This window comes from Pseudomonas sivasensis (genome assembly GCF_013778505.1).
Lineage (GTDB): Bacteria > Pseudomonadota > Gammaproteobacteria > Pseudomonadales > Pseudomonadaceae > Aquipseudomonas > Aquipseudomonas sivasensis.
This window is the reverse complement of sequence record NZ_JAAOWU010000014.1, coordinates 14,330-40,499: the sequence shown is the minus strand read 5'-3', so window position 1 is coordinate 40,499 and position 26,170 is coordinate 14,330. Positions and strand designations below refer to the sequence as shown.

Below are 26,170 nucleotides of genomic sequence, written 5' to 3'. Positions count from 1 at the left end.
TCCCTTTGTTTTCATTGGTCCGGCTATTCTAGCGCCAGACCCGCCGAAAAGGTTGATCCTGCTCATGAGCCAAGCGCCCCTCGTCCTGGTGGACGGTTCTTCTTACCTGTACCGCGCCTTCCACGCGCTGCCACCACTGACCACCTCCAAAGGCCTGCCGACCGGTGCGGTCAAGGGCGTGTTGAACATGCTCAAAAGCCTGCGCAAGCAGTACCCGGACAGCCCCTTTGCGGTGGTGTTCGACGCCAAGGGTGGGACTTTTCGTGATGACATGTACGCCGAATACAAGGCTAACCGTCCGAGCATGCCCGATGACATGCGCGTGCAGATTGAGCCGCTGCATCAGAGTGTGATCGCCTTGGGCTTCCCGCTGCTGTGCGTTGAAGGCGTTGAGGCCGATGATGTGATCGGCACCCTGGCCCGCAGCAGCGCGGCGGCTGACCGTCCGGTAGTGATCTCCACCGGCGACAAGGACATGGCGCAGTTGGTCGACGGGCACATTACCTTGGTCAATACCATGACCGGTAGCGCCATGGACGTGGACGGCGTAAAGGAGAAATTTGGCGTCGCTCCGGAGCAGATCATCGACTATCTGGCGTTGATGGGTGATTCGTCCGACAACATCCCGGGCGTTCCGGGGATTGGTCCTAAGACCGCTTCCGGCTTGCTGGTGGGTGTGAATGGCGGCCTCAAAGAGCTTTATGAACAGTTGGATATTGTGCCCACTCTGCCGATCCGTGGTGCCAAGACGCTGCCGGCCAAGCTTAAAGAGCACCGGGAGATGGCGTTTCTTTCCTACCAACTGGCGACGATCAAGATTGATGTGCCGCTGGACGTGGGATTGGACGATCTGCACCTGATTGAACCAGACCGCGAGAAGCTGCTGGAGCTTTACACGCTGTTGGAGTTCAAGAGCTGGATTGATGAGATTCAGCGCGATGCCAAGCGTGTTGAACTGAAGGCGGTGCCGGTTGCTGAGAAAGCTGTTGAACCCCAAGCGCCCGTAGAAGCCTCGTACACCACAATCCTCGACCAGGCCACGTTCGATCTTTGGCTGAAGAAGCTAAACGACGCGAAGTTGTTCGCTTTCGACACTGAAACCACCGGGATCGACGCCCAACAGGCGCAACTGGTCGGGGTTTCCTTCGCTGTGCAGCCCCATGAAGCAGCGTACATCCCGCTTACCCACTCCTACATTGGCGCCCCGGAACAGCTGGATCGTGACACCGTACTGCTGGCCTTGAAGCCGTTGCTGGAAGATCCGTCCAAGCTCAAGGTAGGCCAGCACGCCAAATTCGACATGAATATCTTGGCCAACTGCGCCATTGGCGGCGACCCGGCAAACGGCATCACCGTGCGTGGCATCGCGTTCGACACAATGCTTGAGTCCTACGTGCTGAACTCCACCGCGACGCGCCATGATATGGACAGCCTGGCCAAGAAGTACCTGGACTACGACACTGTCAGCTTCCAGGACATCGCTGGCAAAGGCGCCAAGCAGTTGACGTTTGACCAGATCGCGCTTGAACAAGCGGGTCCCTATGCGGCCGAAGATGCTGACGTAACCTTGCGGTTGCATCAGGAATTGCACGCGCAACTGGCCGCTATCCCGAGCCTGGCCAGTGTGCTGACGGACATCGAAATACCTCTTGTACCCGTGCTGGCCCGCATCGAACGCCAGGGCGCTTTGGTCGATGCGAAGTTGCTCGGCGTTCAGAGTATTGAGTTGGGCAACAAGATGGTTGAGCTGGAACGCCAGGCCTTCGAGATCGCTGGTGAGGAATTCAACCTGGGCTCACCTAAGCAACTCGGGGCGATTCTCTACGAAAAGCTGGGTCTGCCGGTGTTGAAGAAGACAGGCAAAGGACAGGCGTCTACCGCCGAAGAAGTGCTCGCCAAGCTGGCCGAAGATGACTATCCGCTGCCTAAGGTACTCATGCAGTACCGCAGCATGAGCAAGCTCAAAAGCACTTACACCGATCGCCTGCCGGAGCAGATTAACCCGCGCACCGGGCGTGTTCACACGTCATATCATCAGGCCGTGGCGGCTACCGGGCGCTTGTCTTCCAGTGACCCGAACCTGCAGAACATCCCCGTGCGTACCGCCGAAGGGCGGCGGATTCGTCAGGCATTCGTGGCGCCCAAGGGCTACAAACTGCTGGCGGCGGACTATTCGCAGATCGAACTGCGGATCATGGCGCACTTGTCCAAGGATGAGGGGCTTATGAATGCGTTCCGCAACGACCTGGATGTGCATACCGCGACGGCGGCTGAGGTATTCAAGGTCGAATTGGCTGAGGTCACGTCCAATCAGCGTCGCAGTGCCAAGGCAATCAACTTTGGTCTGATCTACGGCATGGGGGCACAGAAGCTCGGCAAGGACATCGGCGTCGATACCAAGACTGCAAAGGCTTACATCGACGTGTACTTCGCTCGCTACCCAGGGGTTCGCGACTACATGGAGCGCACCCGCGCCCAGGCTGCCGATCAGGGGTACGTGGAAACCTTCTTCGGTCGCCGGCTGTATTTGCCGGATATCAATTCCAATAAGCCTCAGGAGCGCGCGGCTGCAGAACGCACCGCGATCAACGCGCCTATGCAGGGCACGGCGGCGGACATCATCAAGAAAGCCATGGTGCTGGTGGATAACTGGCTGACCGACTCGGGCCTCGATGCCAAGGTGATCTTGCAGGTACACGACGAATTGGTGCTTGAGGTGCGTGAGGACTTGGTCGAGCAGGTCAGCGAGAAGATTCGCGAACACATGAGCGCGGCGGCACAGTTGGATGTGCCGTTGGTGGTCGACGTGGGCGTTGGCGATAACTGGGACGAAGCACACTGATATCGGGCGTTTGCCACCACCGGGCGTGGTGGCAGAGTGCTTTAGTTCAAAAGTCGACGTTGGTTATTTCCAATAGTTTTCTGATACCGCCGGAACTTAACCCGTGAACTGCTACTCAGAGTTACTGAATGGGTGGTGAAGCCCTTCAATGCTCCTATGTTGTGTTAAGTGTTGGCAGATATCTGGGCCCCGCCCTAGCGGTCCAGAACTTGAACCCCGAACTTCCCCTCCCCATACGAAGTCCGGGGTTTTTTTTGCCCGCAGAAAAGTTACTCGGCGATTTCCGCGCCCTTGTCTGCTAATTCCATCCAGCCGGCCAGTACGGTGTAGGCCTCTTCCAGGCCCATGCGCTTAGGCGCCGAGAACAGCTGGATGGTGATTGTGTCACCCCAACCTTTGCGGATTTCGGCCTGCACTTTGAGCAGAGTGTTCTTGGCGGCGCCGTAGGTCAGCTTGTCGGCTTTGGTCAGTAGGATATGCATGGGCATGCCGCTGGCGACGGCCCAGTCGAGCATCAGCAGGTCGAAGTCAGTCATTGGATGACGGATGTCCATCATCAGAATCAAACCCTTCAAACTCTCCCGGCCACCCAGGTAAGCCTCCAGGTGACGCTGCCAGTGCAGCTTCAGCGGGATAGGTACTTTTGCATAACCATAGCCCGGAAGGTCGACCAGACGCCGATCATCGTCTAGCTTGAAGAAATTGAGCAGTTGCGTGCGGCCCGGTGTTTTCGAGGTGCGCGCGAGGCTGGCGTGGGTCAGGGTGTTCAGCGCGCTGGACTTACCGGCGTTGGAACGGCCGGCAAAGGCGACTTCAAAGCCCTCGTCATCAGGGCATTGGTCTACTTTGGCGGCGCTGAGCATAAAGGTGGACTGTTGGCACAGGCCTAGGATGGGATTCTTGAGTTGCATGAGATTTCCGATGTGGGCGGTGCCGAGAAAGGGTGCGGCAAGCGGTGTCGTTTCCGTTTCAGTAGCGCCAGTATATAATGCCGCAGATTTTGTGTGTGCTTTGTCCCAGCGAAGGATGAGGTACACGGGAGCGAAAGACCTTTATTGCGCATTAGAACGCAAAACGCTCTCAAACCCTGAAAAGGTCGATGTATGACCTGATGGTTGCTCGCTTTTGGTGCCCTGATCCCGCTTTACGGCGCTCAGGCTACACAGGAACCGGAAGCGCTGTACAACCGAGTTTGCGTGGCCACGACAGTGCGACACGTGACCGAGGGTTTCAAGGCAATGCCGCCGCGTGGTTTGTGCATGGACTGCAGTACTGAGGATTACCATGCCGTCATTGAGTTGATGGTGAGTAAACCCGGTAGATAACTCTTAAACCCTTAGCCGTAGTTGGATTAGCTGATGAACAAATTGATCGTGAGTCTGCTGTTGACCTTGGGCATCACTGGCGCTGCCGTCGCTGCAGAGGGCCCCCTTAAAGGTGATGCCACTGCCGGTCAAGCGAAAGCCGCTGTGTGTGGTGCCTGCCACGGACCGGATGGCAACAGCCCGGCGCCGAACTTCCCCAAACTCGCTGGCCAGGGTGAGCGTTACCTGACCAAGCAGATGCAGGATATCAAGAGCGGCAAGCGCACTGTGCTGGAAATGACCGGCCTACTGGCTAACTCCAGCGATCAGGACCTGGCAGACATCGCGGCGTATTTTGCCAGCCAGAAGGGCAGCGTGGGAGCTGCTGATCCTAAATTGGTGGCACGCGGCAAGAAGCTATTTCGCGGTGGCAATCTGGATAAAGGCCTGCCGGCCTGCACCGGCTGCCATTCACCGAACGGCGCAGGTATTGCGGCAGCGGCCTTTCCTCACTTGAGTGGTCAGCACGCTCAATACATCGCCAAGCAGCTGACGGATTTCCGCAAGGAAGAAGGTGGTCGAGCTAACGATGGCGATGCGGCGATCATGCGTACCATCGCCCGCAAGCTGAGCGATGAAGACATCGCAGCCCTCTCCAGTTACATCCAGGGCCTGCACTAAGCGCCTGCAACGTTAACGCTCGATTAATCCCGCGATGCAAGCATAAAAAGGGTGGCCCAGGCCGCCCTTTTTTGTGGCCGGTGCCGTTACACTAACGAACTCATGCCCGCGTAGACCTGTCACACCTAAAGGTCGCGTGAGGCGACTTTATTTGTCCAGGAGTAAAGCATGCGTAATCTGATCCTCAGCGCCGCTCTCGTCACTGTCAGCCTTTTCGGCATGACCGCACAGGCTGCCGACGTGCCGCTTGAAGCCGGTAAAACCTACGTGGAATTGGCCAATCCAGTGCCTGTTTCTGTGCCGGGCAAGGTCGAAGTGGTGGAGCTGTTCTGGTACGGCTGCCCGCATTGCTACGCGTTTGAGCCGGTCATCAACCCTTGGGTCGAGAAGCTGCCTAAAGACGTGAACTTCAAGCGCATCCCGGCCATGTTCGGCGGTCCATGGGATGCCCACGGCCAGCTGTTCCTGACCCTGGAAGCCATGGGCGTGGAGCACAAGGTCCACAACGCGGTATTCAACGCGATCCAGAAAGAAGGCAAGCGCCTGACCAAGCCAGAAGAAATGGCTGACTTCGTCGCGACCCAAGGCGTCGACAAAGACAAGTTCCTGGCCACCTTCAACTCGTTCGCCATCCAAGGCCAGATCAAGCAGGCCAAGGAACTGGCGCAGAAGTACGGCGTACAAGGCGTACCGACCATGATCGTCAACGGCAAATACCGTTTCGACCTGGGCACTACTGGTGGTCCTGAAAATACCCTCAACGTTGCAGATCAGCTGATCGCCAAAGAGCGCGCAGCCAAGTAAGGGGCTTCCCATGCGCCGCTGGGGCACCACCGAACGTGTCGTTGGCCTGCATGACCCGCAGGTCAATGAGCATCACCTGGAATCGACAGGCTTGCCGGCGGACAATCGTCTGCGTCTGCTCAGTTTCAATATCCAGGTGGGTAACAGCACCGAGAAGTACCGTCACTACATCACCCGTGGTTGGCAGCATTTGCTGCCCCACAACGGGCGGGCCGGTAACCTGCAGAAGATCGGCGACCTGTTGAGTGACTTCGACCTGGTCGCCTTGCAGGAAGCCGATGGTGGCAGCATTCGCTCGGGCTACATCAATCAGGTCGAGCATCTAGCCCATCTTGGGGCTTTCCCCTACTGGTATCAGCAACTCAATCGCAACCTCGGGCGCCTGGCGCAGCACAGCAATGGTGTGCTCAGCCGCTTGAAGCCGACCGCCATCGAAGACCATCCATTGCCGGGTCCAAAGGGGCGTGGGGCGATCCTCGTGCGTTTTGGCGAAGGGCCTGAAGCCTTGGTGGTGGTAATGATGCACTTGGCGCTCGGGGGGCGTACGCGCAACCTTCAGTTGGCTTACGTGCGCGATTTGATTGGCAAATACAAGCATCAGGTGCTGATGGGGGATATGAACACCCATGCCAACGACCTGCTGCAGAATTCCCCGTTGCGCGACCTAGGGCTATTGGCGCCGCAAGTCGAAGCCACGTTTCCGAGCTGGCGACCGCAACGCTGTCTTGACCATATCCTGCTCAGCCCGAGCCTCACACTGGAAAGTGTGCAGGTGCTGGCACAGCCCATTTCCGATCACCTGCCGGTCGCGGTAGAGATTCGTCTGCCGGGCTCGCTCACGGCAGATGCATTACCCGCGTTGAGCCCTGGCCCTCGCGGACCCCTTGCATGAGCGACGACGCCCAGCGCTGGAAAGAAAAATACCTGCTAAGTATCGAGCAACAAGAAAAGCTCGAACGCCGTTGGGCTGCACGCCTTGATCTGCTGCGCCGCGGGCTGGTGCGTAGCACGCTGGCGGCGGAAGGTACCGACCGTGCCGTTGATCAATGCATGAAGGAAATGCGCGACGTTGTGCGCACCGACGACATGGACGCCGCCCTCGCGGCCTTGCTGCCGCGCCTGGAAAAAGCCGTGCTCGATTCTGAGCAGCGCCGCGAAACCCGCATTGACCAGATGAGCACCGCATTGACGTCTCTGGTCACGCAGTTGCAAAAGTTGCCGCTGCCCCGTGAGGTAGCCCGTCCGCTGAAAACCTTTGCCAAGCAGTTGGATGGCCGCGTCAGCCAGGCTCGAGAGATTCCTTTGTTGCTCAGCGAGCTGAGCAGCCTGCAAGGGCAGGCGCTGAATAACCTGGAGCCGGAGGGTGAAACTCCGCGTCCTGGGCCAGGTTTGTTGCAGCGTCTGTTTGGTGCCAAGGACGCCGCGAGCGAAACGGTAGCCACTGAGCCCGTTGCCAGCCCAGCGCCGTCCCCCGTTGTGACCCACGCCGCCGCCGAGCCTCAGGAACCTGAGCAAAACGATGAACTGACGCAAGCCCTGCGGGCCTTTGCGCCGCAGACTCAGGAGCCGGTTGCTGCACAACCTGAACCCGCCAAGGCCGTCAGCGAAGCGTTTGTGTACGAGGCGCCTGCGCAGAGGGTGGCAGAGGTTGCGCCTGTCGCCGAAGCTCCAGCGCCTAAGGCGCCACAGCCTCAGGAGGAAGAGCCAGCGGCCGAAAGCGCCCTCGCGGCCTTAATCGAGACCCCGCCGGTAGCGGTCGAGACGCCGGATGAGACGGTGATCGGTAGTCTCTCGCTCCCGCCTGTGTTGGAGGTCGATGAGCCTGACCCCAACGAGCTGCAATCTGACGGCCCCTATTCCCTGCCTGACTCACCCGAGCCGTCCTACAGCTCCGTGGCCAAGCATATTGAAGACACCCTGCTCGGCCTGCTGGAAGAGCTGTCACTGCCCGAGCGCCATCGGCCACAGGCCGAAGCCATGCGCGAGCGCCTGGCCCACGGTCTGAACTGGTACGAACTGCTGCCGATCCTTGATGACTTGGCGGTGCTGATGCTGGCGATCACCGACAGCGGCCAGCACGAGTTCGAGGCCTACCTGAAACAGCTTAACGAGCGTCTTGAGGCCTTCCAGGGCCACCTGCAAGTGGCCAGCGACGGCCATGCCGACAGCCGCTCCGCAGCCCGGGAGCTGGACACGCAGATTCGCGAGCAGGTCGACGGCCTGCAAAGCAGTGTGCAGGACGCCGCGGACTTGGACAGCCTCAAGCAGGTGCTGGAAAGCCATCTTGAGGGCTTGCTGGGCACCATGGACGAGCACCAGCAGCAGCGTGACCAACGCGAGCAGGAAGTGGCGGCGCGCTTGAAAGGGCTGGCCGAGCGGGTTGCCAATATGGAGCAGGAGGCCCAGGGCTATCGCGAGCACCTCGAGGTGCAGCGCCAGAAGGCGCTGATCGATCCGCTCACCGACTTGCCCAACCGCGCCGCCTGGAGCGAGCGCCTCGACCATGAGGTCAATGCTTGGCACCAGCACGGCAATAATTTGTCGCTGGCGATGCTGGACCTGGACCACTTCAAGCGCATCAACGATGGCTACGGCCACCTGGCCGGTGACAAGGTGCTGAAGATTATCGCCAACGTGCTGCGCAAGCGCCTGCGCTCCAACGATTTCATCGCGCGGTTTGGCGGTGAAGAGTTTGTGCTGCTGATGCCTGATTCATCCCTGTCGGATGCCTTGGGCGTGGGTGAAGTGCTGCGTGCGGCGATCGAGGCCTGCCCGTTCCACTTCAAGGGCGAGCCGGTGACGATTACGGTATCCATGGGGGTGGCGCAATTCCAACCGGGAGAACGCAGTGACCTGGCGCTCAAACGAGCGGATGAGGCGCTGTACCGGGCTAAAGCGGCAGGTCGTAACCAAGTGCAAGCGGCATAAAAGTTGTTCTATTTTGTAACTTGACCGCTTGGCCACGGACCGTACGTTACACTGTTGCATTATCGTCTTCAGCGTGCTGTCTTCCGCCATGAAATTCTTGTACTTCACCTTTGTGCTTCTTCTGCTCGCCGGCTGCGCCAGCGGTCCCCGCCTGAACACCAGCCACCCCTCGGCGAACCACGACAATCGCGTGCAGTTCGTGGTTGTCCACTACACCTCCACCAATCTTGAACAATCACTGGCCCTGCTGACCCACGGCGAGGTCAGTGCGCATTACCTGATCGGCGACGACGCCTCTGCCACCATCTACAAGTTGGTGGATGAAAGCCAACGCGCCTGGCACGCGGGCGAAAGCGAGTGGATGGGGCGTACCTGGCTCAACTCCAGCTCCATCGGGATCGAAATTGTGAACCCCGGCTATAAGGACACGCCCACAGGTCGCCTGTGGTACCCGTATTCCGAGGCCCAGGTAAAATCGCTGGTAGTGCTGCTCAAGGACATCAGCAAGCGCAATGGCATCGACCCCAAGAACATCATTGGTCACAGCGATATAGCGCCGCTGCGCAAGCTGGACCCTGGGCCGTTGTTTCCTTGGAAGCGCCTGGCCGATGAAGGTCTGGGTGTATGGCCGGATGCTCAGGCGGTCTCGCGCTTTCAGGTGCAATATGCTGCTGAACTGCCGAGCATCACCTGGTTCCAGGAAGAATTGGCGCTTCTTGGTTACCCGACACCCCAGACCGGTGTGTTGGATGTCGCAACGCGTCATGTGATCGCGGCGTTCCAGATGCGTTTCCGGCCTTCCCTGTTTGCTGGGGAGCCGGACGCCGAAAGTGCCGCTATTTTGCGTGCCCTCAACCGGCGCTAAAGGTTAAAGCGGTAACGCCATGTAGAACTGAGTGCCCTGCCCCGGCCGCGAATACACCCCCATGCGACCGCCGTGCAGTTGCACAATCTCTTTGCACAGCGCCAGCCCAAGGCCGGCGCCGCCTTTCTTGCGGCCCACCTGGACGAAGGGTTCGAAGATGCGCCCTTGTTGGCCATAGGCGATACCTTCGCCATTGTCCTCGACACTGATGATTACCCGCTCGCCATGGCGTCGAGCCTGCAGGTGAATCTGCCCGCCGTCGGCGGTGTGACGCAGGGCGTTGCCCAAAAGGTTGTCGAGCACACGCTCCAATTGCGCTTGGTCGGCATACAGGCGTGGCAGGTCGGATTGAACCTCTACCAGCAACTCTATGTTCTGCGCATTGGCCGGCTCCACAAAGCGCGCACGAGCGTTTTCAAGCAGGTCGGTCACGTCGCACGGGCCCAGGGTGAGTTTCTGCAGGCCGTTCTGGTAGCGCGAAAAATTGAGCAAGTCGTTGATCAACTGCATCAGGCGCTGCATCTCTTCATTGACCGTATCCAGGAGGTCCGCTTCGCGGGAGTCCGCCGGGAATTTCGCACGTTCGCGGAACAGGCCGAACGCCATGTGCATGCCAGTCACCGGCGTGCGCAATTCGTGGGATGCCCGCAGGACGAACTCGCTGCGTACCCGTTCAAAGGCGCGCTGTTCGGTCACGTCGTGCAGCACCATGACCGCCCCGAGAATATGCCCCTCGGTATGGCTGACAGGTGTGAGGCTGTAGGTGAGCAGGCGCAGTTCGCCCTCGACTTCCACTTCCAGATCATCCGGCGCCCGTTCCAGGTTGCCGCCGCGCAGCACCATTTGCAGCTGTTCATCCAGTTCGGGACGCATCAACGCTTCGCCCAGGCCTTGGCCGAGGCGTTCCTCGTCCCAGCCCAACTGGCGCTGCGCGACGGGGTTGAGATGTTCCAGGCGGCCTTGGCGGTCAATCATCAGCAAGCCATCGTCGATGCTGTCTAACACCGCTTGCAGGCGCTGCTGGCCGGCAAGCAGTTCGTCAACGTTGGTCGCTTGATGCTGGCGAACCGCCTCGGCCATCAGGCCAAAACGGCGGGTTAACAGGTTCATTTCCGCTGCTGAAGAAATCGGCAGCGTCACCTCGAAATCACCTTGGCCGATCTTGTCCGCCGCTTTGGCCAGCGCCTCAATTGGCCCGCCGAATCGCCGGGCGATGCCATGGGCGGTGACAAATCCGATGATCAGCACCGCGAGCCCCACCAACCCCAGCAAACCAGCGATCAGCAACGCCCGCTCACGGGATTTATGCTCGCTGGCGCTGATGTTATCCAGGGCCTGCTTATGTTCGGTAATCAGCCCGTTGCGCAGCACATTGAAGGTTTCGGTGAGTTTTTCCTTGCTTCCCGGCGGCGGCGACGCTTGCTGGGATTGGTCGAAGGCTTCAAGCAAGTCTTGGTATTGGAGGCGTGCCTGGCTGAAACCGTTGCCATGGCCATCGCGCTGTTCGTGGGCGATACCCTGTTCCAGCAAGTCGAAGTAACGTTTTTTGGAGGCTTGCAGCGCCTCGGGGTCAGGGCGCTGCTCCAGCATCATGATCAACTGGTCGCCAAGGATCTGGCGCAGTTTGAGGCCCAGGTCCAGGGTGACAAAGTTGCTGCGGATCAGCGATTCCTGAGTCTTAGCCATCTGCATCACGCTGACTAAGCCCAGGATCAACCCCAGCAGAGCGACGGTTATCAGCGCTGAAATGCTCAGGAATAAACGAGTGCGCAGTTTCATCGCTAACTTCATAGGGTGCAGCTCACAGGTTGTACTGTTTGCGTTTGCGATACAGGGTCGACGCGTCGATGCCGAGGGTGCGTGCCGCCTGGTCCAAGGTGTCGCTGGTGGCCAGAACAGCACCGATATGGGCTTTCTCCAGCTCGTCCAGACTCAACGCCGCCCCGATACGCGGTGCATTGTTGGTCGGTTGTTCGGCCATGCCTAGGTGGACGATTTCTACCTTTTCCTGCGGGCAGATGATGCTCGCCCGCTCCACGACGTTACGCAGCTCACGGATGTTGCCGGGCCAGCGATAGTTGAGCAGCGCTTCACGTGCTTGATCACTGAAACCCCGCGCCGGCCGGGCGTATTCCTTGACGAAGCGCGCCAGGAAACGGTCTGCCAGCGTCAGGATGTCTTCACTGCGCTCGCGCAGCGGCGGCAAGTGCAGGGTGATGACGTTGAGGCGGTACAGCAAGTCTTCACGGAAACGTCCGTCGCGCACCATGTCTTCTAGGTTCAAGTTGGTGGCGGCGAGGATACGCACGTCGGCCCGGCGGGTGACCGGGTCGCCCACGCGCTCGTATTCCTTGTCCTGGATAAAGCGCAGTAACTTTGGCTGCAACGTGAGGGGAAAATCGCCGATTTCATCAAGAAACAGCGTGCCACCGTCTGCCTGATTGACGCGGCCCAGCGTGCTCTCACTGGCGCCGGTGAAGGCGCCACGGCTATGACCGAATAGCTCGCTTTCCATCAGCTCAGCGGTCAGCGACGGGCAATTGATGGTCACGCAGGATTTCTTCGCGCGCTTGCTCCAGCCGTGAATAGCGCGGGCCAGTTCGCCTTTACCGGTGCCTGACTCGCCAAGGATCAAGATGTTGGCGTCGGTCCCCGCCACCTGGCGCGCGGTTTCCAGCACCACCATCATTGACGGGCTATGAGAATCGAGGCCGTCTTTGGGCTGGCGCACTGCACCTTCTAAAGCCTCCAAGCGCGCGGACAGTTGGCGCACTTCCAATTGCTTGGCTGTAGCGAGGCGCAGTTGATCGGGGCTGCAAGGCTTGACCAAGTAATCGGCGGCACCGGCCTGGATCGCGTCCACGGCGGTATCGACGGCGGAGTGAGCGGTGACAATCACCACGCGCATCCACGGTGCCTGGATACGCATGTGTGCCAGCACATCTAGACCGTTGTCTTCGCCCAGGCGCAGGTCCAGGAAGCACAGGTCGAATACCTGGCGTTGCATCAGGGCATCGGCCTGGGCGGCGCTGTTGGCGGTGGCGACGGTGTAGCCTTCATCTTCCAGGCAATAACGGAAGGTGCGGAGGATCGCGGACTCGTCATCCACTAAAAGAATGCGGCCTTGAAGTTCCTTGGCTGATTCCATCTGTCCCGCGCTCCTTAACTATAAATGATGGTGTTTAGTCCCGGAATAATCGGGCAAGTTGCATGGTTTATTCTGATTGATAAAAGGCATTGCCGTGCAGGTATCTGCATCTTTTCCTACAGAGCCCCGCCTGATGGCGTTTTCATGCCTTCTTGCCACTTCGGCAACTACTCCATCGCTTTCGATCCTTTGATCCGACCACTGACCGTCGTGCATTTCGCACGGCCTATAAAGGGCGATCGTGCAGGATGCTGCACTGCCATTGTGTCTTTAATGCATAAGCTACTGATTTTATTGGGTTTTATTTTGTAAAAAAGCTGGCATGCACGCTGCAATACCTCTCTCAACGAATAATCAAAATGCGGGAGAACATCAGCATGACTCGCCAAATCCTCAGCCAATTGTGTGTATCGCCACTGCGCTTACAGCAAGGCATGTTTGCCAGCTTGGCCGTAATGGTCACGCTGATAGCAGGCCAGCAGATGCAACATTGGCAGCAGAGTCAGCAGCAAACCCCGCATTTCGAACGTCCGGCGATGACGCAGACACATTTCAGTTCCATTGGCAGCCGTACCGTCGGTGCTGCTTCTGCTGATGTAACTGCACCGCAATTGAGAGTGGCCGAGCAGGATTCCACCCTGGGCGAGCTGCCAACCCAAGAACGTTGGGTGTTTTAGGCAATAAAAGCGGCCGCTTGTGTAGGGCGGCCGTACGGCACTACCGCTGTTACCTCTATCGAAGCGTAAGGAGAATCACCATGTTGAGTTGGGCAATCACATTTCTGATCATCGCCATTGTGGCTGCAGTTCTGGGCTTTGGTGGTATCGCGGGCACCGCCACTGGGATCGCTAAGATCCTGTTCGTAGTCTTCCTGGTGATGTTCATTGCTTCGTTCTTCTTTGGTCGTCGCGGCCGAGGCTGAATATGACCACTCTGTGCTTTAAAACCATGGCTGTCGCCCTGCTCTTGGGCGGCAGCGGCCTGGCGATGGCCGCCAATGACGGCCAATCCCGGGCCAACCAATTGCTGACCGCGGACCCGCAGTACCGCGAGACTTGGCAAGACGTGGTGAAAAAAGAAGAGCGCTTGCCGGAATGGGTGATGAACCTGTCAGGCACAGCCGAGCAGATGAACGCCGTGGAAGAAGATGGTGACAAGTACTTGGTCGGGCCGCTTTGCGAAACTGCAGACACGTGCAAGAACAAGCGCCTGATCGTCGCCTTCAGCTTCGACAAGGAAGATGCCTACGCCATGTTGGTGGAAGTGCCCGCCGGTTTGCCGGCAGATAAATCCCCAACACGCCATGCCGATTACCGTTTTATCGGTAAGCCGGATGAAGGCATGCAGAAGCTGCTGATGGAGCAGCTGAAGAAAGATCCGAATTGGTACTAGGTCCCGGCTACGGGGCCAGCGTCCATAGAAAGAAGCACCCTTGCTTCTTTCTGTTTGCACCGCTCGCCAAGAGCGGTGCATGACCAAGGGGCTGGGTTGCTCTGATCAAATGGGATCGGCGTGACCTACGGGTACAGGGAGTGCCTGCGCAAGGGCCGGGTCAGGCGAAAAGCTGCGACGCAAGTTCACAAGCCCCCTGCTTGCTGAACTTGCGGCGGGCTTATGACTTTCATCCCTGCCTTTTATGCCGCCCATAGCTGCGAATTTTCTTTTTGCTTGTTCCCAACCATTACTTGGTGTGTCGGGACGACCATCTATCGAGAAAGTTTTGTCGACGCTATAGGACATTTCTGACGCAATGCCGCGTGATTCCCAGGCATTTCTGCCAACGCACCAAACACGTGCAGAATCTCTGCGCGAGCCTGAATTGGCCGGTTCACGGCATATTCACCTGACAATATGTCGCATATGAACTGACCGTTCGGACAGTTATTATGAAAAAAAGTCATGCCGATTCGGCATAGGGTAGGCGTTTACGGCATTAGACGTCGCTCCCTTGCATCGGAATAGTTGCGCCTTTTTTCGCCTGCCAGTAAGCCATTTCGGCCACGCTGCGGTGACCTTTCATGGAGGCAGATGCACACACTTTTTCGCTTTCGAGCGGTCCAGCTGGCGCATTTGCCTTAAGTTCACTTGAAGTAAGGGTAATGACATGAAGAAGGCAAAGCTAAGCCTCGCCTGGCAGATCCTCATCGGTTTGGTGCTGGGGATCGCAATCGGCGCAGTGCTCAACCATTTCAGTGCTGAAAAGGCCTGGTGGATCAGCAACGTGCTGCAGCCAGCGGGCGATATCTTTATCCGCCTGATCAAGATGATCGTGATCCCGATTGTGATTTCCTCGTTGATCGTCGGCATTGCCGGTGTCGGTGACGCGAAAAAGCTCGGTCGTATCGGCGTCAAAACCATCCTTTACTTCGAAGTCGTCACCACCATCGCCATTGTGGTCGGCCTGTTGCTGGCCAACCTGTTCCATCCGGGCGCGGGCATCGACATGAGTACCCTCGGTACGGTGGATATCTCCAAGTACCAGGCGACCGCCGCCGAGGTGCAGCATGAGCATGCGTTTATCGAGACCATCCTCAACCTGATCCCGTCGAACATCTTCGCCGCTGTTGCCCGTGGCGAGATGCTGCCGATCATTTTCTTCTCAGTGCTGTTCGGCCTGGGTCTGTCGAGCCTCAAGCCTGAGCTGCGTGAGCCGCTTGTGACCATGTTCCAAGGCGTGTCCGAGAGCATGTTCAAAGTCACCCACATGATCATGAAGTACGCCCCGATCGGCGTATTCGCACTGATCGCAGTGACTGTCGCTAACTTTGGCTTTGCCTCCTTGCTGCCGCTGGCCAAGCTGGTGATCCTGGTTTACGTCGCCATCCTGTTCTTCGCTTTTGCAGTATTGGGCCTGATCGCCCGCCTGTTCGGCTTCTCGATCCTCAAGCTGATCCGCATCTTCAAAGATGAGCTGGTACTGGCTTACTCCACCGCCAGTTCCGAAACCGTGCTGCCGCGCGTGATCGAGAAGATGGAAGCTTATGGCGCGCCAAAGGCTATCTGCAGCTTCGTGGTGCCGACCGGTTACTCGTTCAACCTCGACGGTTCGACCTTGTACCAGAGCATCGCGGCAATCTTTATCGCCCAGCTGTATGGCATTGACCTGTCGATCGGTCAGCAACTGATGCTGGTGCTGACTCTGATGGTCACCTCCAAAGGCATCGCCGGCGTGCCGGGCGTGTCCTTCGTGGTGCTGCTGGCCACCTTGGGCAGCGTCGGGATCCCGCTGGAAGGCCTGGCGTTCATCGCCGGTGTGGACCGCATCATGGACATGGCGCGTACCGCCCTCAACGTGATCGGTAATGCCCTGGCGGTATTGGTCATCTCCCGTTGGGAAGGCATGTACGACGACGCCAAAGGCGAGCGCTACTGGAATTCGCTGCCGCACTGGCGCACCAAGCAAGCCCTGCCGACTGCCCAAGCCACTCGCGGCTGATAGTCCGACGGCTCCAAGACAAACCCCGGTAAATCCGGGGTTTGTCGTTTCTGCCAGCCCCGCTATCATTCGCCCCATCTTTCGGGGGATTTAACTGATGCTCAATGGCCTGTGGCTTGGCTTCTTTGTCGTGGCGATGGTGTCAGCACTGGCGCAATGGCTGGTGGGGGGTAACGCCGGGATTTTTGCGGCGATGGTGGAAAGCATTTTCGCCATGGCCAAATTGTCGGTGGAAGTGATGGTGCTGCTGTTCGGCACCCTGACCCTGTGGCTGGGCTTTCTGCGTATCGCCGAGAAAGCCGGGATCGTCGATTGGCTGGCCAAGGCCCTTGGCCCGCTGTTTCGCCGGCTGATGCCGGAAGTGCCGGCCGGCCACCCTGCCATCGGTCTGATCACCCTCAACTTCGCCGCTAACGGCCTGGGCCTGGATAACGCGGCCACTCCAATCGGCCTAAAGGCCATGAAGGCGTTGCAGGAACTTAACCCCATCCCCAACACGGCGAGTAACGCGCAGATTCTGTTCTTGGTGCTCAACGCCTCGTCTCTGACACTGCTGCCAGTGACCATCTTCATGTACCGCGCCCAGCAAGGCGCCGCCGACCCGACGTTGGTGTTCCTGCCGATCCTGTTGGCCACCAGCGCTTCTACTCTGGTGGGCCTGCTGTCGGTGGCGGTGATGCAGCGTCTGCGACTGTGGGATCCGGTGGTGCTGGCTTACCTGATTCCGGGTGCGTTGGTGCTGGGCGGATTTATGGCGTTATTGGCCACGCTATCTGCCACGGCGCTGGCCGGTTTGTCGTCGATCCTCGGCAACCTCACGTTGTTTGGATTGATCATGCTATTCCTGGTGATCGGCGCGTTGCGCAAGGTGAAGGTGTACGAGGCGTTTGTCGAAGGGGCCAAAGAAGGCTTCGACGTGGCCAAGAACCTGTTGCCTTACTTGGTTGCGATGCTCTGTGCCGTGGGTGTTTTGCGCGCCTCCGGGGCCTTGGACTTTGGCCTTGAGGGGATTCGCCATCTGGTCGCTTGGACCGGCATGGACACGCGCTTTGTCGATGCCTTGCCGACTGCAATGGTCAAACCATTCTCCGGCAGCGCTGCGCGGGCGATGTTGATCGAGACCATGCAGACTCAAGGTGTGGACAGCTTCCCGGCTCTGGTGGCGGCGACGATCCAGGGCAGTACGGAAACCACATTTTATGTGTTGGCGGTGTACTTCGGCTCGGTGGGCATTCAGCGGGCGCGGCATGCCGTGGGCTGTGCGTTGCTGGCTGAGTTTGCGGGTGTCGTGGCGGCGATTGCGGTGTGCTACTGGTTCTTTGGCTGAGGCTCGGATCGCTATCGGGAGCAAGCCCCCTCCTACATGTTGATCTGTGAACACATTCAAAATGTGGGAGGGGGCTTGCCCCCGATGAGGCCCTCAGCGTTTCGCAACACCGTTGCCCTGCTGAACAACCCACTCCACCACCTGCCTGCTCAACTGATCCCCGGCCACTCCAAACCCGGCCACCACCGCCGGCACCTTGGTATCGCTCACCGCTTGGTGCACTTCAAACCGCCGGCTGGCAATAATCCGCTGATCACTGCCACGCACCAGGCGTGCGTCGAGGCGGATCACCACCTCCACCGCATTGCCCCGGTACTCACTCTGAAACGCCTGCAACTGCCCGCCCAGCTCATAGTCGGCCTGCAGATTGGTGTCGTCGGTGCTCAACAGCGTCACTCGGCCGTCACTCTGGAAGCCGTCCAATAGGCGATTACGCAACAGCACCGGCGCGGGATCGCTCCAGCGCGAGTTGGCGTAGCTGCTGATCAGGTCGCCATTGGGCACCACGGCGATGCGTGGGCTGTCGAGGAACTCGCTGGTTTGTGGCTTGGTCAGGCGTAGCGACCAACCTACCGGGGTGCCTTGAGTCGTCGTCTGGGCGGAGGCCAGGCGGTAGACGTCCGACGGGTCGGCTTTAGGCAGGATCGAGCATGCGCTCACCAGTGCCAGCGCCACAGGAGCGATCATTTGATAAGCACGCTTCATGGCGTGAACTCCTTGTTCTTATCACTGCCCAGCAGGTAACCGCTGGGGTTGGCTTCCAGGCGGCGGGAGATGGCGCGCAGCGAACCGAGTGTTTCGCGCAGTTCGCGCACCGCCGGCGCCAGTTCGTTGAGGCCCTGCATGCCACTGTTCACCGAGTCTTTATTATTGGTCAGCAAGGTATTGATGGTGGCGGTGCTTTGCTCCAAGGATTTCATCGCCTGTTCGGCGCTGCCGAACGCCTGTTTGCCTTGATCGTTGAGCAACCCGTTAGCGTTACGCATCAGCACCGTGGTCTGCTCCAGAGCAGCGGTGGCTTGTTTGCTGACTTGCATCAGTTGTTGCATCACCACCTTGATATCGCCGCGTTGGTCGGCAATGGCGCCAGTGGTTTGTTGCAGGTTATCCAGGGTCTTGCTCAGTCGCTCGACGTTATCCGAGGAGAACATCTCGTTGGCGTTGTGCAGCAGCAGGTTGATGCCGGTCATCAGGTCATTGCTGTTGTTCAGCAGCCGCGCGATGGGTGATGGCGAGGCGATGATCTGCGGCAGGTTGCCATCCTTGCCCTTGAGCACCGCACTTTGAGGTGTCCCGCCGCTGAGTTGGATGATCGACGTGCCCGTGATGCCGGTCAGCGCGAGTTTGGCTTGGGTGTCTTCCTTGATCGGCGTCTGCCCGGCCAGGCGGATACGCGCGAGTACGCGGCGCGGGTCGTTGGGGTCCAGGCTCAGGCTGATCACGTCGCCCACCTTGATCCCGCTGTATTGCACCGAGCTGCCTTGAGACAAGCCGCTGACCGCCTCGTTGAAGATCACTTCGTAATCCTGGAAGGCGCTGTCGACGCTGGATTTGGCCAGCCACAGGCCAAACAGCATCGCGCCGACCACCACGATCACGCTGAACAGACCGATCATCACATGATGGGCTCGGGTTTCCATGTCATACCTCGTTGAGCGGTTGAGCGGCATCCAATGCCGCGCGGCCCCGGGGGCCGTGGAAGTATTCGTGAATCCAGGCGTCGTCCGTTTCCGAGACGATATCGATGGCGTCCGCCACCAGCACTTTCTTCTGCGCCAGCACCGCCACGCGGTCGGTGATGGTGTACAGCGTGTCCAAGTCATGGGTGACCAGGAACACGCTCAGACCCAGCGCGTCGCGCAGGGTCAGGATCAGTTGGTCGAATTGCGCCGCGCCAATCGGGTCGAGGCCGGCGGTGGGCTCGTCGAGGAACAGGATGTCCGGGTCCAGCGCCAGGGCCCGGGCCAGTGCCGCGCGCTTGATCATGCCACCGGAGAGCGACGCGGGGTATTTGTCGGCGGCCGACAGCGGCAGCCCAGCGAGGGCGAGTTTGACGGCCGCCAAGTGCTCGGCGTCGCGGCGGCTGAGGCCTGCGTGCTCGATCAGTGGCAGCGCGACGTTCTCGGTCACGGTCAGCGAGGAAAACAGCGCGCCCTTCTGGAACAGCACGCCGAAGCGCCGCTCTACCAGCGAACGCTCATGCTCCGGCAGGCTCGGCAGATTCTTGCCGAACACCCGCACTTCGCCCTCGCTGGGGCGGCGCAGGCCGACGATGCTGCGCAACAGCACCGACTTGCCACTGCCGGAGCCGCCGACCACCGCAAGGATTTCGCCCTTGTACAAATCCAGGTCGAGATTCTCGTGCACGCTCTGGCTGCCGAAGCGATTGCACAGGCCACGCACTTCAATCACCGCCTCGGTGGGCGAACGGTGTAGACGACTCACCAGCCCATCTCCATGAAGAACAGCGCGGCAACCGCATCCAGCACGATCACCACAAAGATCGATTGCACCACGCTGGAGGTGGTGTGGGCGCCGACCGATTCGGCACTGCCGCTGACCTTGAAGCCTTCCAGGCAGCCAATGGCCGCGATCAAAAAGGCGAAGATCGGTGCTTTCACCATGCCCACCAAAAAGTGCTGCACGCCAATGTCCGATTGCAGTAGCGAGAGGAACATCGCCGGGGAAATATCCAGCGCTACGGCACACACCACGCCGCCGCCGACGATCCCCGAGAGCATCGCCAGAAAGGTCAGCATCGGCAGCGCGACCAGCAGCGCGAGTACGCGGGGCAGTACCAGCAACTCCATCGGATCCAGGCCCAGTGTGCGGATGGCGTCGATTTCTTCGTTGGCCTTCATCGAACCGATCTGCGCGGTAAACGCACTAGCGGTGCGGCCGGCGATCAGGATCGCAGTGAGCAACACGCCGAATTCCCGCAGGAAGGAGAACGCCACCAGGTCCACCGTAAAAATTGTCGCGCCGAAGCTTTTGAGTACCGTGGCGCCAAGAAACGCCACCACGGCACCGACTAGAAAGGTCAGCAACGCCACGATAGGCGCAGCATCGAGGCCGACCTGTTCGAGATGGGCAACCATCGGCGTCAGGCGCCAGCGCTTGGGGCGGAAAATGCCACGGGCAAAGGTTTCGAGGATCAGGCCGACAAAACCCAATAATTGCTTGCTGTCCTGCCAGACGGTATCCACCGCCCGCCCGATGCGTGCCAACACCTGGATACCGGCAGCCTCTTCCGGTGCTTTTTCCGGTACGCAAAAATCGTTGAGTGAGCGGTAGACGGTCTTGAGCAACGCGCGGTCGGCAGCGGACAGGCTGCAATCGGTCTGTTCGGCGGATTGCTCGATACGGGTTGGCCCAAGCAGTTCCACCAGCAGCGAGGCGCCGGCAGTATCCAGGGCGCCGAGCCCATTGAGGTCTATGCGTGCGCCGGCGTCGTATTGGCCGTCGAGTTTGTCCGACAGCTTCTTTAGGTTTGCGTAGTGGGCCAGCGTCCAGTCCCCCGTAATCCGCAGTAACGGAGGGGCGGTGGAGGTATCGAGGTGGGCTGCGCCGGCCGTGGGACTACTGGTCATAAGCTCCGAGCTTGTATTGGCTATCCACAATTCCTACGTAATAGCACGATACAGCCTACTTCGGGTTGTCCGTTTGTGCTGCGTCAGTCACTTTGAAGCGCAGCACGCCGATCACCTGCCCGTCTTCGGTCAGCACTTGAACTTGCCAGCGCCCCGCCGAATCGGGCGGGAAGTTCTGTTTGTGGGTCCAGGCGCGATAGCCTTCCTTGCGCCCGCCGTGGATGTCCAGGGCAATGCGGTCGACCTCTTTGCCGTTGAATTTCCACACGTGGTAGATCCGCTCATTCAGCCCGCGTGGCGCGTTGATTGCGGTATAGGCATACAGCCCGCTGCTGCGCAGTTGAGCGACGGTCACTTCCTTGAGGTCATCGCCTGGCGTGCGGTCTTGCAGCTGGGTGCTGATGGCCACTTCGGTCATCCACAGCGTGGCCGGCGGTACCCAGCTGCGTAGGAACCAGCCTGCGCAACCAATCGCGGCGGTCACCCCCAGCAGCATCGCCCAGCCCTTGAGGCTGCGCAGCGGCATGCTCACTGCCAGGCTCGGGATCGACAACGCCATGGCTACGCCGAGGGCGAGCTTGTAACTCTCGGCGGTGGTCAGGTGCAGGATGATCGGCAGCGCGGTGAGCAGCGCGGCGAACAGCGTCAGGGTGTGCAGCGCCAGGAACAGCGAGCGCTTGGGCGCCAGCCATTTGTAGTACAGCGGGTCGATGATCGACACCAGTGCCGCTGCGCCGAGCAGGCCGGTGAATATCGATTGGCCACTGTTCCACGCGGTGGTGATGAAAAAGAACGGCAGCACGAAGAACAGACTTTCCTGGTGGATCATCTGGGTGGCGTAGCGCAGCAGGGGTTCGGGAATTTCCCGCTTGAACACCTTGGTGAACAGCTGGGTAAAGCTGTTCTCCAGCATCAGCCACAACCAGCTCACCAGCATGATGACCGCGATCCAACTGGCCATGCCCTGCTGACGGTCCACCAGAATGAAACTGCACACACCCGAGATGAAGCCGCCGAGTGCAATCACCCCTGGGTAGCGCTTCATCAGTTCGAGGATGCGGGTGATTAAACGGGTTACGTTTTGCATTCGGCGGTTCGCAGTCTTTGTAGGAAAAAATCCCAGACAGAATAACGTCTTAGCCCGGCGTTCGGTGCCCGATTACGTGATCCGTTTGCGATAAAGCCGCACGCCGATCAACACAATGGCGATCAGGCCAAGCACGCCGGCGCCGATCCAATTGAGCATGTCGTAACTTAACAGCGGTTTTTCGATGCGCCAGTAGCCAGGCTGCTTGAGTACCTGGCGCATGGCCTGGTTCGCCAGATCCAAGTTGACGGCCTTGATGCGTTTGACCGGGTCGCTGAAGCGGCCTTTGTCGTAGTCGGCCAACGCCGCCCAATAGTAGTCGGCCAACGCGCTGTTGCCCTGCACGGCCCAGGCTTGCCGCGCGATGGCGGCCTGTTGCAGGCGGGCGAAGGTGGCCGGGTCGAGGCCGTCTTTGAGCAACTGCGCGGTGAGGTCGTGCAGTACCTGTTCGGCCTCAGGGAGGTTTTCTCGCTCAAGGTCGGCATTCATGCTGAGGAAACCTACGCCGCCGAGCACTTCGCGTTCGCTCCAGGGGCCGTAGGACAAACCGTGCTTGAGGCGCAGTTGACGGTACAGCGCCCAGTCGAGGTAGTCCTTAAGCAGGTCGTAGGTTTCGTCGTGCTGGTCGTCCAATACCGGTTCTGGGAACAGCCAGTGCAGTTTGGCGCTGTTGCCTACCCAGCCGTGGATCAGTTCGCGGTGGCTGTTGGCGGTGTGCTGGATTTCCGGCAGGGGCCTGTGCTCGGTGGGGTCTACCGGGTCGAGTTCGCCGTAGGTGCGTTCCAGGTAGGCCGGCAGCAGTTTGTCGAGTTCGCCGACGACGATCAGGGTCATGTTGTTGGGGGCGTACCAATTCTTGCGCAGTGTCTGCAACTGGTCGCGGGTCAGTTGCTCGACCTCGGCGCGTTCGGCGCATTTGAGGCCCAACTCGACGGCCAGTTGATTGCTGGCGGTGTGGCCCAGGTCCTGACGGTCCAGCAGGCGTTGCAGGTGCGAGTAATGGCCGCCGTCTTCGCGCTCTACTACTTGTTTGGCCGCATTGATATTGGCGTCGGTCAACTCAGTGCGGGTGATGATTGCCAGTAACAGGTCGAGCACCTTGCGCTGGTTTTTCGCGGGAGCCTCAATTACGAAGGTGGTGTCGGCATTGCTGGTGTAGGCGTTCCACTCGCCGCCCAGGGCCTGCATGCGCTCTTCGAGGTCGCCTTCGCCGCCGCCGTCGATGCCACTGAACAGCAAGTGTTCGAGCAAGTGCGGCAACTCCTTTTCCTCACAGCCGAAGTCATCCAGGCCCACACCGACCACCAAACGGATCGCCACGTGCCCACGTTCGGTGCCCGGCTTGAGTAGCAATTGCAGGCCGTTGGGCAAGGTGTAGCCCTCGACTTGCAGGCGGTCAAAGGCAAAAGCGTGGGCAGAACCCATAAGCAGGCAGGCGAATAACAGGCGACGCATAACTGGCTTCCTGGCGAGTGAGGTCAGCTCTAACTGACTTCACGGGCCATCGTACGTTCAGGGCGAATGCGTGATGTCGGCAATATCTTCGGCCGAGAGCGCGCCTGTGTCGGACGTTTCCAACACTACATACGCACTGCTACAAAACAACGAATTGAGGCGTTTCATGTCGGCAATCAGCTCCAGGTGCAGGGAACTGGTCTCCAGGCTCTGCACGATTTTGCGTTGCAGACGGCTCACATGGGCGTGGGCCAAGCGGCGCTCCTGGGCGCGAAAGCGGCGCTTTTCGCGTAGCAATTGGCGTGCGCTTTCCGGGTCGGCGCTGAGGAATACCGAAAGGCCAAGTCGCAGGTTGGCTATCAACTGGCTGTGCAGGCCGGTGAGTTCTTCCAGGCCTACTTCGGAAAACTGGCGGCGCTGAGAGGTTTTCTGCTGCTGGACTTTACGCAGCATGCGTTCGATCAGGTCGCCGGCGAGCTTCAGGTTGATCGACAGTTCGATGATCTCGGCCCAGCGGCGACTGTCCTGTTCGCTCAGGTCTTCGCGGGGCATTTGCGCCAGGTAGAGCTTGATTGCGCTGTAGAGCGCTTCGACGTCATCACTGAGGCTGCGCATCTCCTGGGTGATCGCAGTTTGCTTGCCGCGCAGTACTTCTTGCATGGCGGTGAGCATGTTGTCGATCAGGTCGCCCAGGCGCAGGGTTTCGCGGGCTGCATTGGCCAGTGCCAAGCTGGGCGTGGTGAGGGCCGTGGGGTCCAGATGACGGGGTTTGGCCTTGCCGTTGGCCTCTTCTCGCTCGGGCAGCAACCACGCGCAGAGGCGCGCCATTGGGCCGATGGTCGGTAGCAGGATCAGGCAGCGACTGACGTTGTAGAGCAGGTGGAAGGTGATGACCATGCCTTGAGTGTTGTAGTCCAGGCCGTCCATCCACAGTACCAGCGGGTCGAGCACCGGGATGATCAGCAGCAGGCCAATCAGTTTGTACAACAGACTGCCTAGGGCCACTTGGCGCCCGGCGGCGTTCTGCATGCTGGTGCTGAGGAAGGCCAGCACGCCGCTGCCGATGTTGGCGCCGATCACCAGGCCGATGGCCACGTGCAAGCCGATCACACCGGCGCCGGCGAGGGTGGCGGTCAGCAATACGGCGGCCAGGCTGGAGTAGGAAATCATCGCAAACAAGGCGCCGACCAGTGCGTCGAGCAAAATGTCGCCGGTCAGCGAGGCGAACAGCACTTTCACGCCCTGGGCGTGGGTAATCGGGCCGGCGGCTTCCACGATCAATTGCAGCGCGAGGATGATCAGACCGAGGCCTATTCCTACTCGCCCCAACTGCCCTGCCCGCGTCTGTTTGCGCGACAGAAAGAAAATAACGCCGAGAAAGATCAACAGCGGCGACAGCCAGGACAAGTCAAAGGTCAGCACCCGCGCCATCAGCGCGGTACCGACGTCGGCGCCGAGCATAGTCGCCAGTGCGGGCATCAGGCCCATCAGGCCCTGGCCCACAAATGAGGTCACCAGCATGGCCGTGGCGTTGCTGCTCTGCACCATGGCTGTCACCAGGATGCCGGCGACAAACGCAAGCCAGCGTTTGGACATGTTATGCCCGATGACCTGACGCAAGTTAGAACCGTAGACCCGCAGGATCCCGGTACGGACGATGTGCGTGCCCCAGATAAGTAGGGTCACGGCGGAAAGCAGATTGAGCAAGGTCAGCATGCTCGGCCCCCCGTGTAGGTGTGCTCCAACAGGAGCGAAGGAAAGTTGCCGCGTGCCGCTCTACGTCTTGTACTTAAGCTGTAGTTGGCGAATGGGCTCGGCGCCAGCATCGCATAGCTAAAGTGGGGATTGAAACAAAACTGTCATGAAATCAGCTTTTTGCGGATGAAAAAAAACGGGACGCAAGCGCCCCGTTTTTTACGACTGGCTCGGGTTATTGACCCGGGATGTCCTTACGCAGTTTCACAGGATCCTGCTGTTTCTTCTTTTTCGCGATGGCGGTGCGCATCTTGATGTTCACCGCTTCTACCGCCAGCGAGAATGCCATGGCGAAGTAGACATAGCCTTTAGGCACATGCACGTCGAAGGATTCGGCGATCAGCACTGTACCCACCACCAGCAGGAACGACAGCGCCAGCATTTTCAACGACGGGTGCTTGTCGATGAAATCGCTGATGGTGCCGGCAGCCAGCATCATCACCAATACGGCAACCACAATCGCGGCAACCATGACCGGTACGTGGGAGACCATGCCGACGGCGGTGATCACCGAGTCCAGGGAGAACACGATGTCGATGATCGCGATCTGGATGATGGTGTAGATGAACTTGCCACCGGCGCCTTTCGGCTCGTCCTGGGTTTCGTCTTCACCTTCCAGTGCGTGGTACATCTCTTGGGAGCTTTTCCACAGCAGGAACAGGCCACCGAAGAACAGAATCAGATCGCGACCGGAAATGCCTTGGCCAAACACCACAAACAGGTCGGCAGTCAGTTGCATGACCCACGTGATCGACAGCAGCAACAGGATGCGCGTGACCATGGCCAGCGCCAGGCCGAATATCCGGGTGCGAGCCTGCATATGCTTAGGCATGCGGCTGACCAGGATCGAAATCATGATGATGTTATCGATGCCCAGGACGATCTCTAGGGCCGTCAGGGTGAAGAAGGCAATCCAGATTTCCGGATTGGTCAGCCATTCCATGTGTA

The 26,170-nt window shown here is 59.4% G+C and carries 23 protein-coding genes; 12 read left to right on the top strand and 11 right to left on the bottom strand.

All coding sequences use genetic code 11. The features are described 5' to 3' along the window. Positions 1–64 precede the first annotated feature (64 nt). On the top strand, positions 65–2,842 hold the full coding sequence (polA, locus tag G9Q84_RS20945) for a DNA polymerase I (RefSeq protein ID WP_181644029.1): 2,778 nt from the start codon (positions 65–67) through the stop codon (positions 2,840–2,842). Between the two features lie 269 nt (positions 2,843–3,111). On the opposite strand, the gene yihA is transcribed toward polA, so the two are convergent. Next, positions 3,112–3,753, bottom strand: a complete 642-nt coding sequence (yihA, locus tag G9Q84_RS20940) for a ribosome biogenesis GTP-binding protein YihA/YsxC (protein ID WP_032885049.1) — start codon at positions 3,751–3,753, stop codon at positions 3,112–3,114. Between the two features lie 204 nt (positions 3,754–3,957). On the opposite strand from yihA, the gene G9Q84_RS29425 reads away from it, so the two are divergent. From G9Q84_RS29425 to G9Q84_RS20915, 6 genes are all read left to right on the top strand, one after another. Then, positions 3,958–4,167, top strand: coding sequence for a cytochrome (locus G9Q84_RS29425; protein WP_233896924.1), 210 nt, complete (start codon positions 3,958–3,960; stop codon positions 4,165–4,167). Positions 4,168–4,200: 33 nt separating this feature from the next. Beyond that, on the top strand, positions 4,201–4,827 hold the full coding sequence (locus tag G9Q84_RS20935) for a c-type cytochrome (RefSeq protein WP_032885048.1): 627 nt from the start codon (positions 4,201–4,203) through the stop codon (positions 4,825–4,827). A 168-nt stretch (positions 4,828–4,995) separates the two neighbouring features. Next, positions 4,996–5,631, top strand: a complete 636-nt coding sequence (gene dsbA / locus G9Q84_RS20930) for a thiol:disulfide interchange protein DsbA (protein WP_032885047.1) — start codon at positions 4,996–4,998, stop codon at positions 5,629–5,631. Between the two features lie 10 nt (positions 5,632–5,641). Further along, positions 5,642–6,523 carry an endonuclease/exonuclease/phosphatase family protein gene (locus G9Q84_RS20925; RefSeq protein WP_032885046.1) on the top strand — a complete coding sequence of 294 codons (882 nt, stop codon included), beginning with the start codon at positions 5,642–5,644 and terminating at the stop codon, positions 6,521–6,523. Continuing rightward, entirely contained in the window at positions 6,520–8,559 is a 2,040-nt protein-coding gene (locus tag G9Q84_RS20920; RefSeq protein WP_181644028.1) for a diguanylate cyclase, read from the top strand. The genes G9Q84_RS20925 and G9Q84_RS20920 overlap by 4 nt, the downstream gene beginning before the upstream one ends. 88 nt (positions 8,560–8,647) lie before the next feature. Next, complete coding sequence (locus G9Q84_RS20915; RefSeq protein WP_181644027.1) at positions 8,648–9,424, top strand: N-acetylmuramoyl-L-alanine amidase; 777 nt, start codon at positions 8,648–8,650, stop codon at positions 9,422–9,424. Positions 9,425–9,427: 3 nt separating this feature from the next. Here G9Q84_RS20915 and G9Q84_RS20910 read toward each other — a convergent pair whose 3' ends face one another. Beyond that, a complete protein-coding gene (locus G9Q84_RS20910; protein WP_032885043.1) occupies positions 9,428–11,215 on the bottom strand; it encodes an ATP-binding protein in 1,788 nt (595 codons plus the stop codon). Positions 11,216–11,225: 10 nt separating this feature from the next. Then, positions 11,226–12,572, bottom strand: a complete 1,347-nt coding sequence (algB, locus tag G9Q84_RS20905) for a sigma-54-dependent response regulator transcription factor AlgB (protein WP_032885041.1) — start codon at positions 12,570–12,572, stop codon at positions 11,226–11,228. A 377-nt stretch (positions 12,573–12,949) separates the two neighbouring features. Between algB and G9Q84_RS20900 the strand changes: the two genes are divergently transcribed. From G9Q84_RS20900 to G9Q84_RS20880, 5 genes are all read left to right on the top strand, one after another. After that, entirely contained in the window at positions 12,950–13,249 is a 300-nt protein-coding gene (locus G9Q84_RS20900; RefSeq protein WP_032885189.1) for a hypothetical protein, read from the top strand. Positions 13,250–13,329: 80 nt separating this feature from the next. Continuing rightward, on the top strand, positions 13,330–13,494 hold the full coding sequence (locus tag G9Q84_RS20895) for a DUF1328 domain-containing protein (protein ID WP_003170804.1): 165 nt from the start codon (positions 13,330–13,332) through the stop codon (positions 13,492–13,494). Between the two features lie 2 nt (positions 13,495–13,496). After that, entirely contained in the window at positions 13,497–13,964 is a 468-nt protein-coding gene (locus G9Q84_RS20890; RefSeq protein ID WP_032885040.1) for an inhibitor of vertebrate lysozyme family protein, read from the top strand. 712 nt (positions 13,965–14,676) lie between these two features. Then, on the top strand, positions 14,677–16,008 hold the full coding sequence (gene gltP / locus G9Q84_RS20885; RefSeq protein ID WP_032885038.1) for a glutamate/aspartate:proton symporter GltP: 1,332 nt from the start codon (positions 14,677–14,679) through the stop codon (positions 16,006–16,008). A 97-nt stretch (positions 16,009–16,105) separates the two neighbouring features. Continuing rightward, a complete protein-coding gene (locus tag G9Q84_RS20880; RefSeq protein WP_048721443.1) occupies positions 16,106–17,335 on the top strand; it encodes a nucleoside recognition domain-containing protein in 1,230 nt (409 codons plus the stop codon). 93 nt (positions 17,336–17,428) lie between these two features. Here the strand turns inward: G9Q84_RS20880 and G9Q84_RS20875 are convergent, their stop codons facing one another. From G9Q84_RS20875 to G9Q84_RS20840, 8 genes are all read right to left on the bottom strand, one after another. After that, the gene (locus G9Q84_RS20875; RefSeq protein ID WP_181644026.1) at positions 17,429–18,040 is read right to left on the bottom strand and encodes an ABC-type transport auxiliary lipoprotein family protein; all 612 of its coding nucleotides are present in this window, start codon (positions 18,038–18,040) and stop codon (positions 17,429–17,431) included. After that, the gene (locus G9Q84_RS20870) at positions 18,037–18,975 is read right to left on the bottom strand and encodes an MlaD family protein (RefSeq protein ID WP_032885033.1); all 939 of its coding nucleotides are present in this window, start codon (positions 18,973–18,975) and stop codon (positions 18,037–18,039) included. The genes G9Q84_RS20875 and G9Q84_RS20870 overlap by 4 nt, the downstream gene beginning before the upstream one ends. A 1-nt stretch (position 18,976) precedes the next feature. Beyond that, the gene (locus tag G9Q84_RS20865; protein WP_095185306.1) at positions 18,977–19,780 is read right to left on the bottom strand and encodes an ABC transporter ATP-binding protein; all 804 of its coding nucleotides are present in this window, start codon (positions 19,778–19,780) and stop codon (positions 18,977–18,979) included. Continuing rightward, the gene (locus tag G9Q84_RS20860; protein ID WP_095185307.1) at positions 19,777–20,925 is read right to left on the bottom strand and encodes an ABC transporter permease; all 1,149 of its coding nucleotides are present in this window, start codon (positions 20,923–20,925) and stop codon (positions 19,777–19,779) included. Before G9Q84_RS20860 ends, G9Q84_RS20865 begins: the two co-directional genes overlap by 4 nt. A gap of 55 nt (positions 20,926–20,980) precedes the next feature. After that, positions 20,981–22,012, bottom strand: coding sequence for a DUF5924 family protein (locus G9Q84_RS20855; RefSeq protein WP_032885028.1), 1,032 nt, complete (start codon positions 22,010–22,012; stop codon positions 20,981–20,983). Between the two features lie 72 nt (positions 22,013–22,084). Next, the gene (locus G9Q84_RS20850) at positions 22,085–23,467 is read right to left on the bottom strand and encodes a M16 family metallopeptidase (protein WP_181644025.1); all 1,383 of its coding nucleotides are present in this window, start codon (positions 23,465–23,467) and stop codon (positions 22,085–22,087) included. A gap of 57 nt (positions 23,468–23,524) precedes the next feature. Beyond that, complete coding sequence (locus tag G9Q84_RS20845; RefSeq protein WP_095185309.1) at positions 23,525–25,183, bottom strand: Na/Pi cotransporter family protein; 1,659 nt, start codon at positions 25,181–25,183, stop codon at positions 23,525–23,527. Positions 25,184–25,397: 214 nt separating this feature from the next. After that, positions 25,398–26,165 carry a TerC family protein gene (locus tag G9Q84_RS20840; RefSeq protein WP_032885024.1) on the bottom strand — a complete coding sequence of 256 codons (768 nt, stop codon included), beginning with the start codon at positions 26,163–26,165 and terminating at the stop codon, positions 25,398–25,400. Positions 26,166–26,170: the final 5 nt, after the last annotated feature.

Bases quoted from the DNA above. Each gene is read 5' to 3' on its own strand.
- polA (WP_181644029.1), top strand. From the start codon at position 65: ATGAGCCAAGCGCCCCTCGTCCTGGTGGACGGTTCTTCTTACCTGTAC.
- yihA (WP_032885049.1), bottom strand. From the start codon at position 3,753: ATGCAACTCAAGAATCCCATCCTAGGCCTGTGCCAACAGTCCACCTTT.
- G9Q84_RS20935 (WP_032885048.1), top strand. From the start codon at position 4,201: ATGAACAAATTGATCGTGAGTCTGCTGTTGACCTTGGGCATCACTGGC.
- dsbA (WP_032885047.1), top strand. From the start codon at position 4,996: ATGCGTAATCTGATCCTCAGCGCCGCTCTCGTCACTGTCAGCCTTTTC.
- G9Q84_RS20925 (WP_032885046.1), top strand. From the start codon at position 5,642: ATGCGCCGCTGGGGCACCACCGAACGTGTCGTTGGCCTGCATGACCCG.
- G9Q84_RS20920 (WP_181644028.1), top strand. From the start codon at position 6,520: ATGAGCGACGACGCCCAGCGCTGGAAAGAAAAATACCTGCTAAGTATC.
- G9Q84_RS20915 (WP_181644027.1), top strand. From the start codon at position 8,648: ATGAAATTCTTGTACTTCACCTTTGTGCTTCTTCTGCTCGCCGGCTGC.
- G9Q84_RS20910 (WP_032885043.1), bottom strand. From the start codon at position 11,215: ATGAAGTTAGCGATGAAACTGCGCACTCGTTTATTCCTGAGCATTTCA.
- algB (WP_032885041.1), bottom strand. From the start codon at position 12,572: ATGGAATCAGCCAAGGAACTTCAAGGCCGCATTCTTTTAGTGGATGAC.
- G9Q84_RS20900 (WP_032885189.1), top strand. From the start codon at position 12,950: ATGACTCGCCAAATCCTCAGCCAATTGTGTGTATCGCCACTGCGCTTA.
- G9Q84_RS20895 (WP_003170804.1), top strand. From the start codon at position 13,330: ATGTTGAGTTGGGCAATCACATTTCTGATCATCGCCATTGTGGCTGCA.
- G9Q84_RS20890 (WP_032885040.1), top strand. From the start codon at position 13,497: ATGACCACTCTGTGCTTTAAAACCATGGCTGTCGCCCTGCTCTTGGGC.
- gltP (WP_032885038.1), top strand. From the start codon at position 14,677: ATGAAGAAGGCAAAGCTAAGCCTCGCCTGGCAGATCCTCATCGGTTTG.
- G9Q84_RS20880 (WP_048721443.1), top strand. From the start codon at position 16,106: ATGCTCAATGGCCTGTGGCTTGGCTTCTTTGTCGTGGCGATGGTGTCA.
- G9Q84_RS20875 (WP_181644026.1), bottom strand. From the start codon at position 18,040: ATGAAGCGTGCTTATCAAATGATCGCTCCTGTGGCGCTGGCACTGGTG.
- G9Q84_RS20870 (WP_032885033.1), bottom strand. From the start codon at position 18,975: ATGGAAACCCGAGCCCATCATGTGATGATCGGTCTGTTCAGCGTGATC.
- G9Q84_RS20860 (WP_095185307.1), bottom strand. From the start codon at position 20,925: ATGACCAGTAGTCCCACGGCCGGCGCAGCCCACCTCGATACCTCCACC.
- G9Q84_RS20855 (WP_032885028.1), bottom strand. From the start codon at position 22,012: ATGCAAAACGTAACCCGTTTAATCACCCGCATCCTCGAACTGATGAAG.
- G9Q84_RS20850 (WP_181644025.1), bottom strand. From the start codon at position 23,467: ATGCGTCGCCTGTTATTCGCCTGCCTGCTTATGGGTTCTGCCCACGCT.
- G9Q84_RS20845 (WP_095185309.1), bottom strand. From the start codon at position 25,183: ATGCTGACCTTGCTCAATCTGCTTTCCGCCGTGACCCTACTTATCTGG.
- G9Q84_RS20840 (WP_032885024.1), bottom strand. From the start codon at position 26,165: ATGGAATGGCTGACCAATCCGGAAATCTGGATTGCCTTCTTCACCCTG.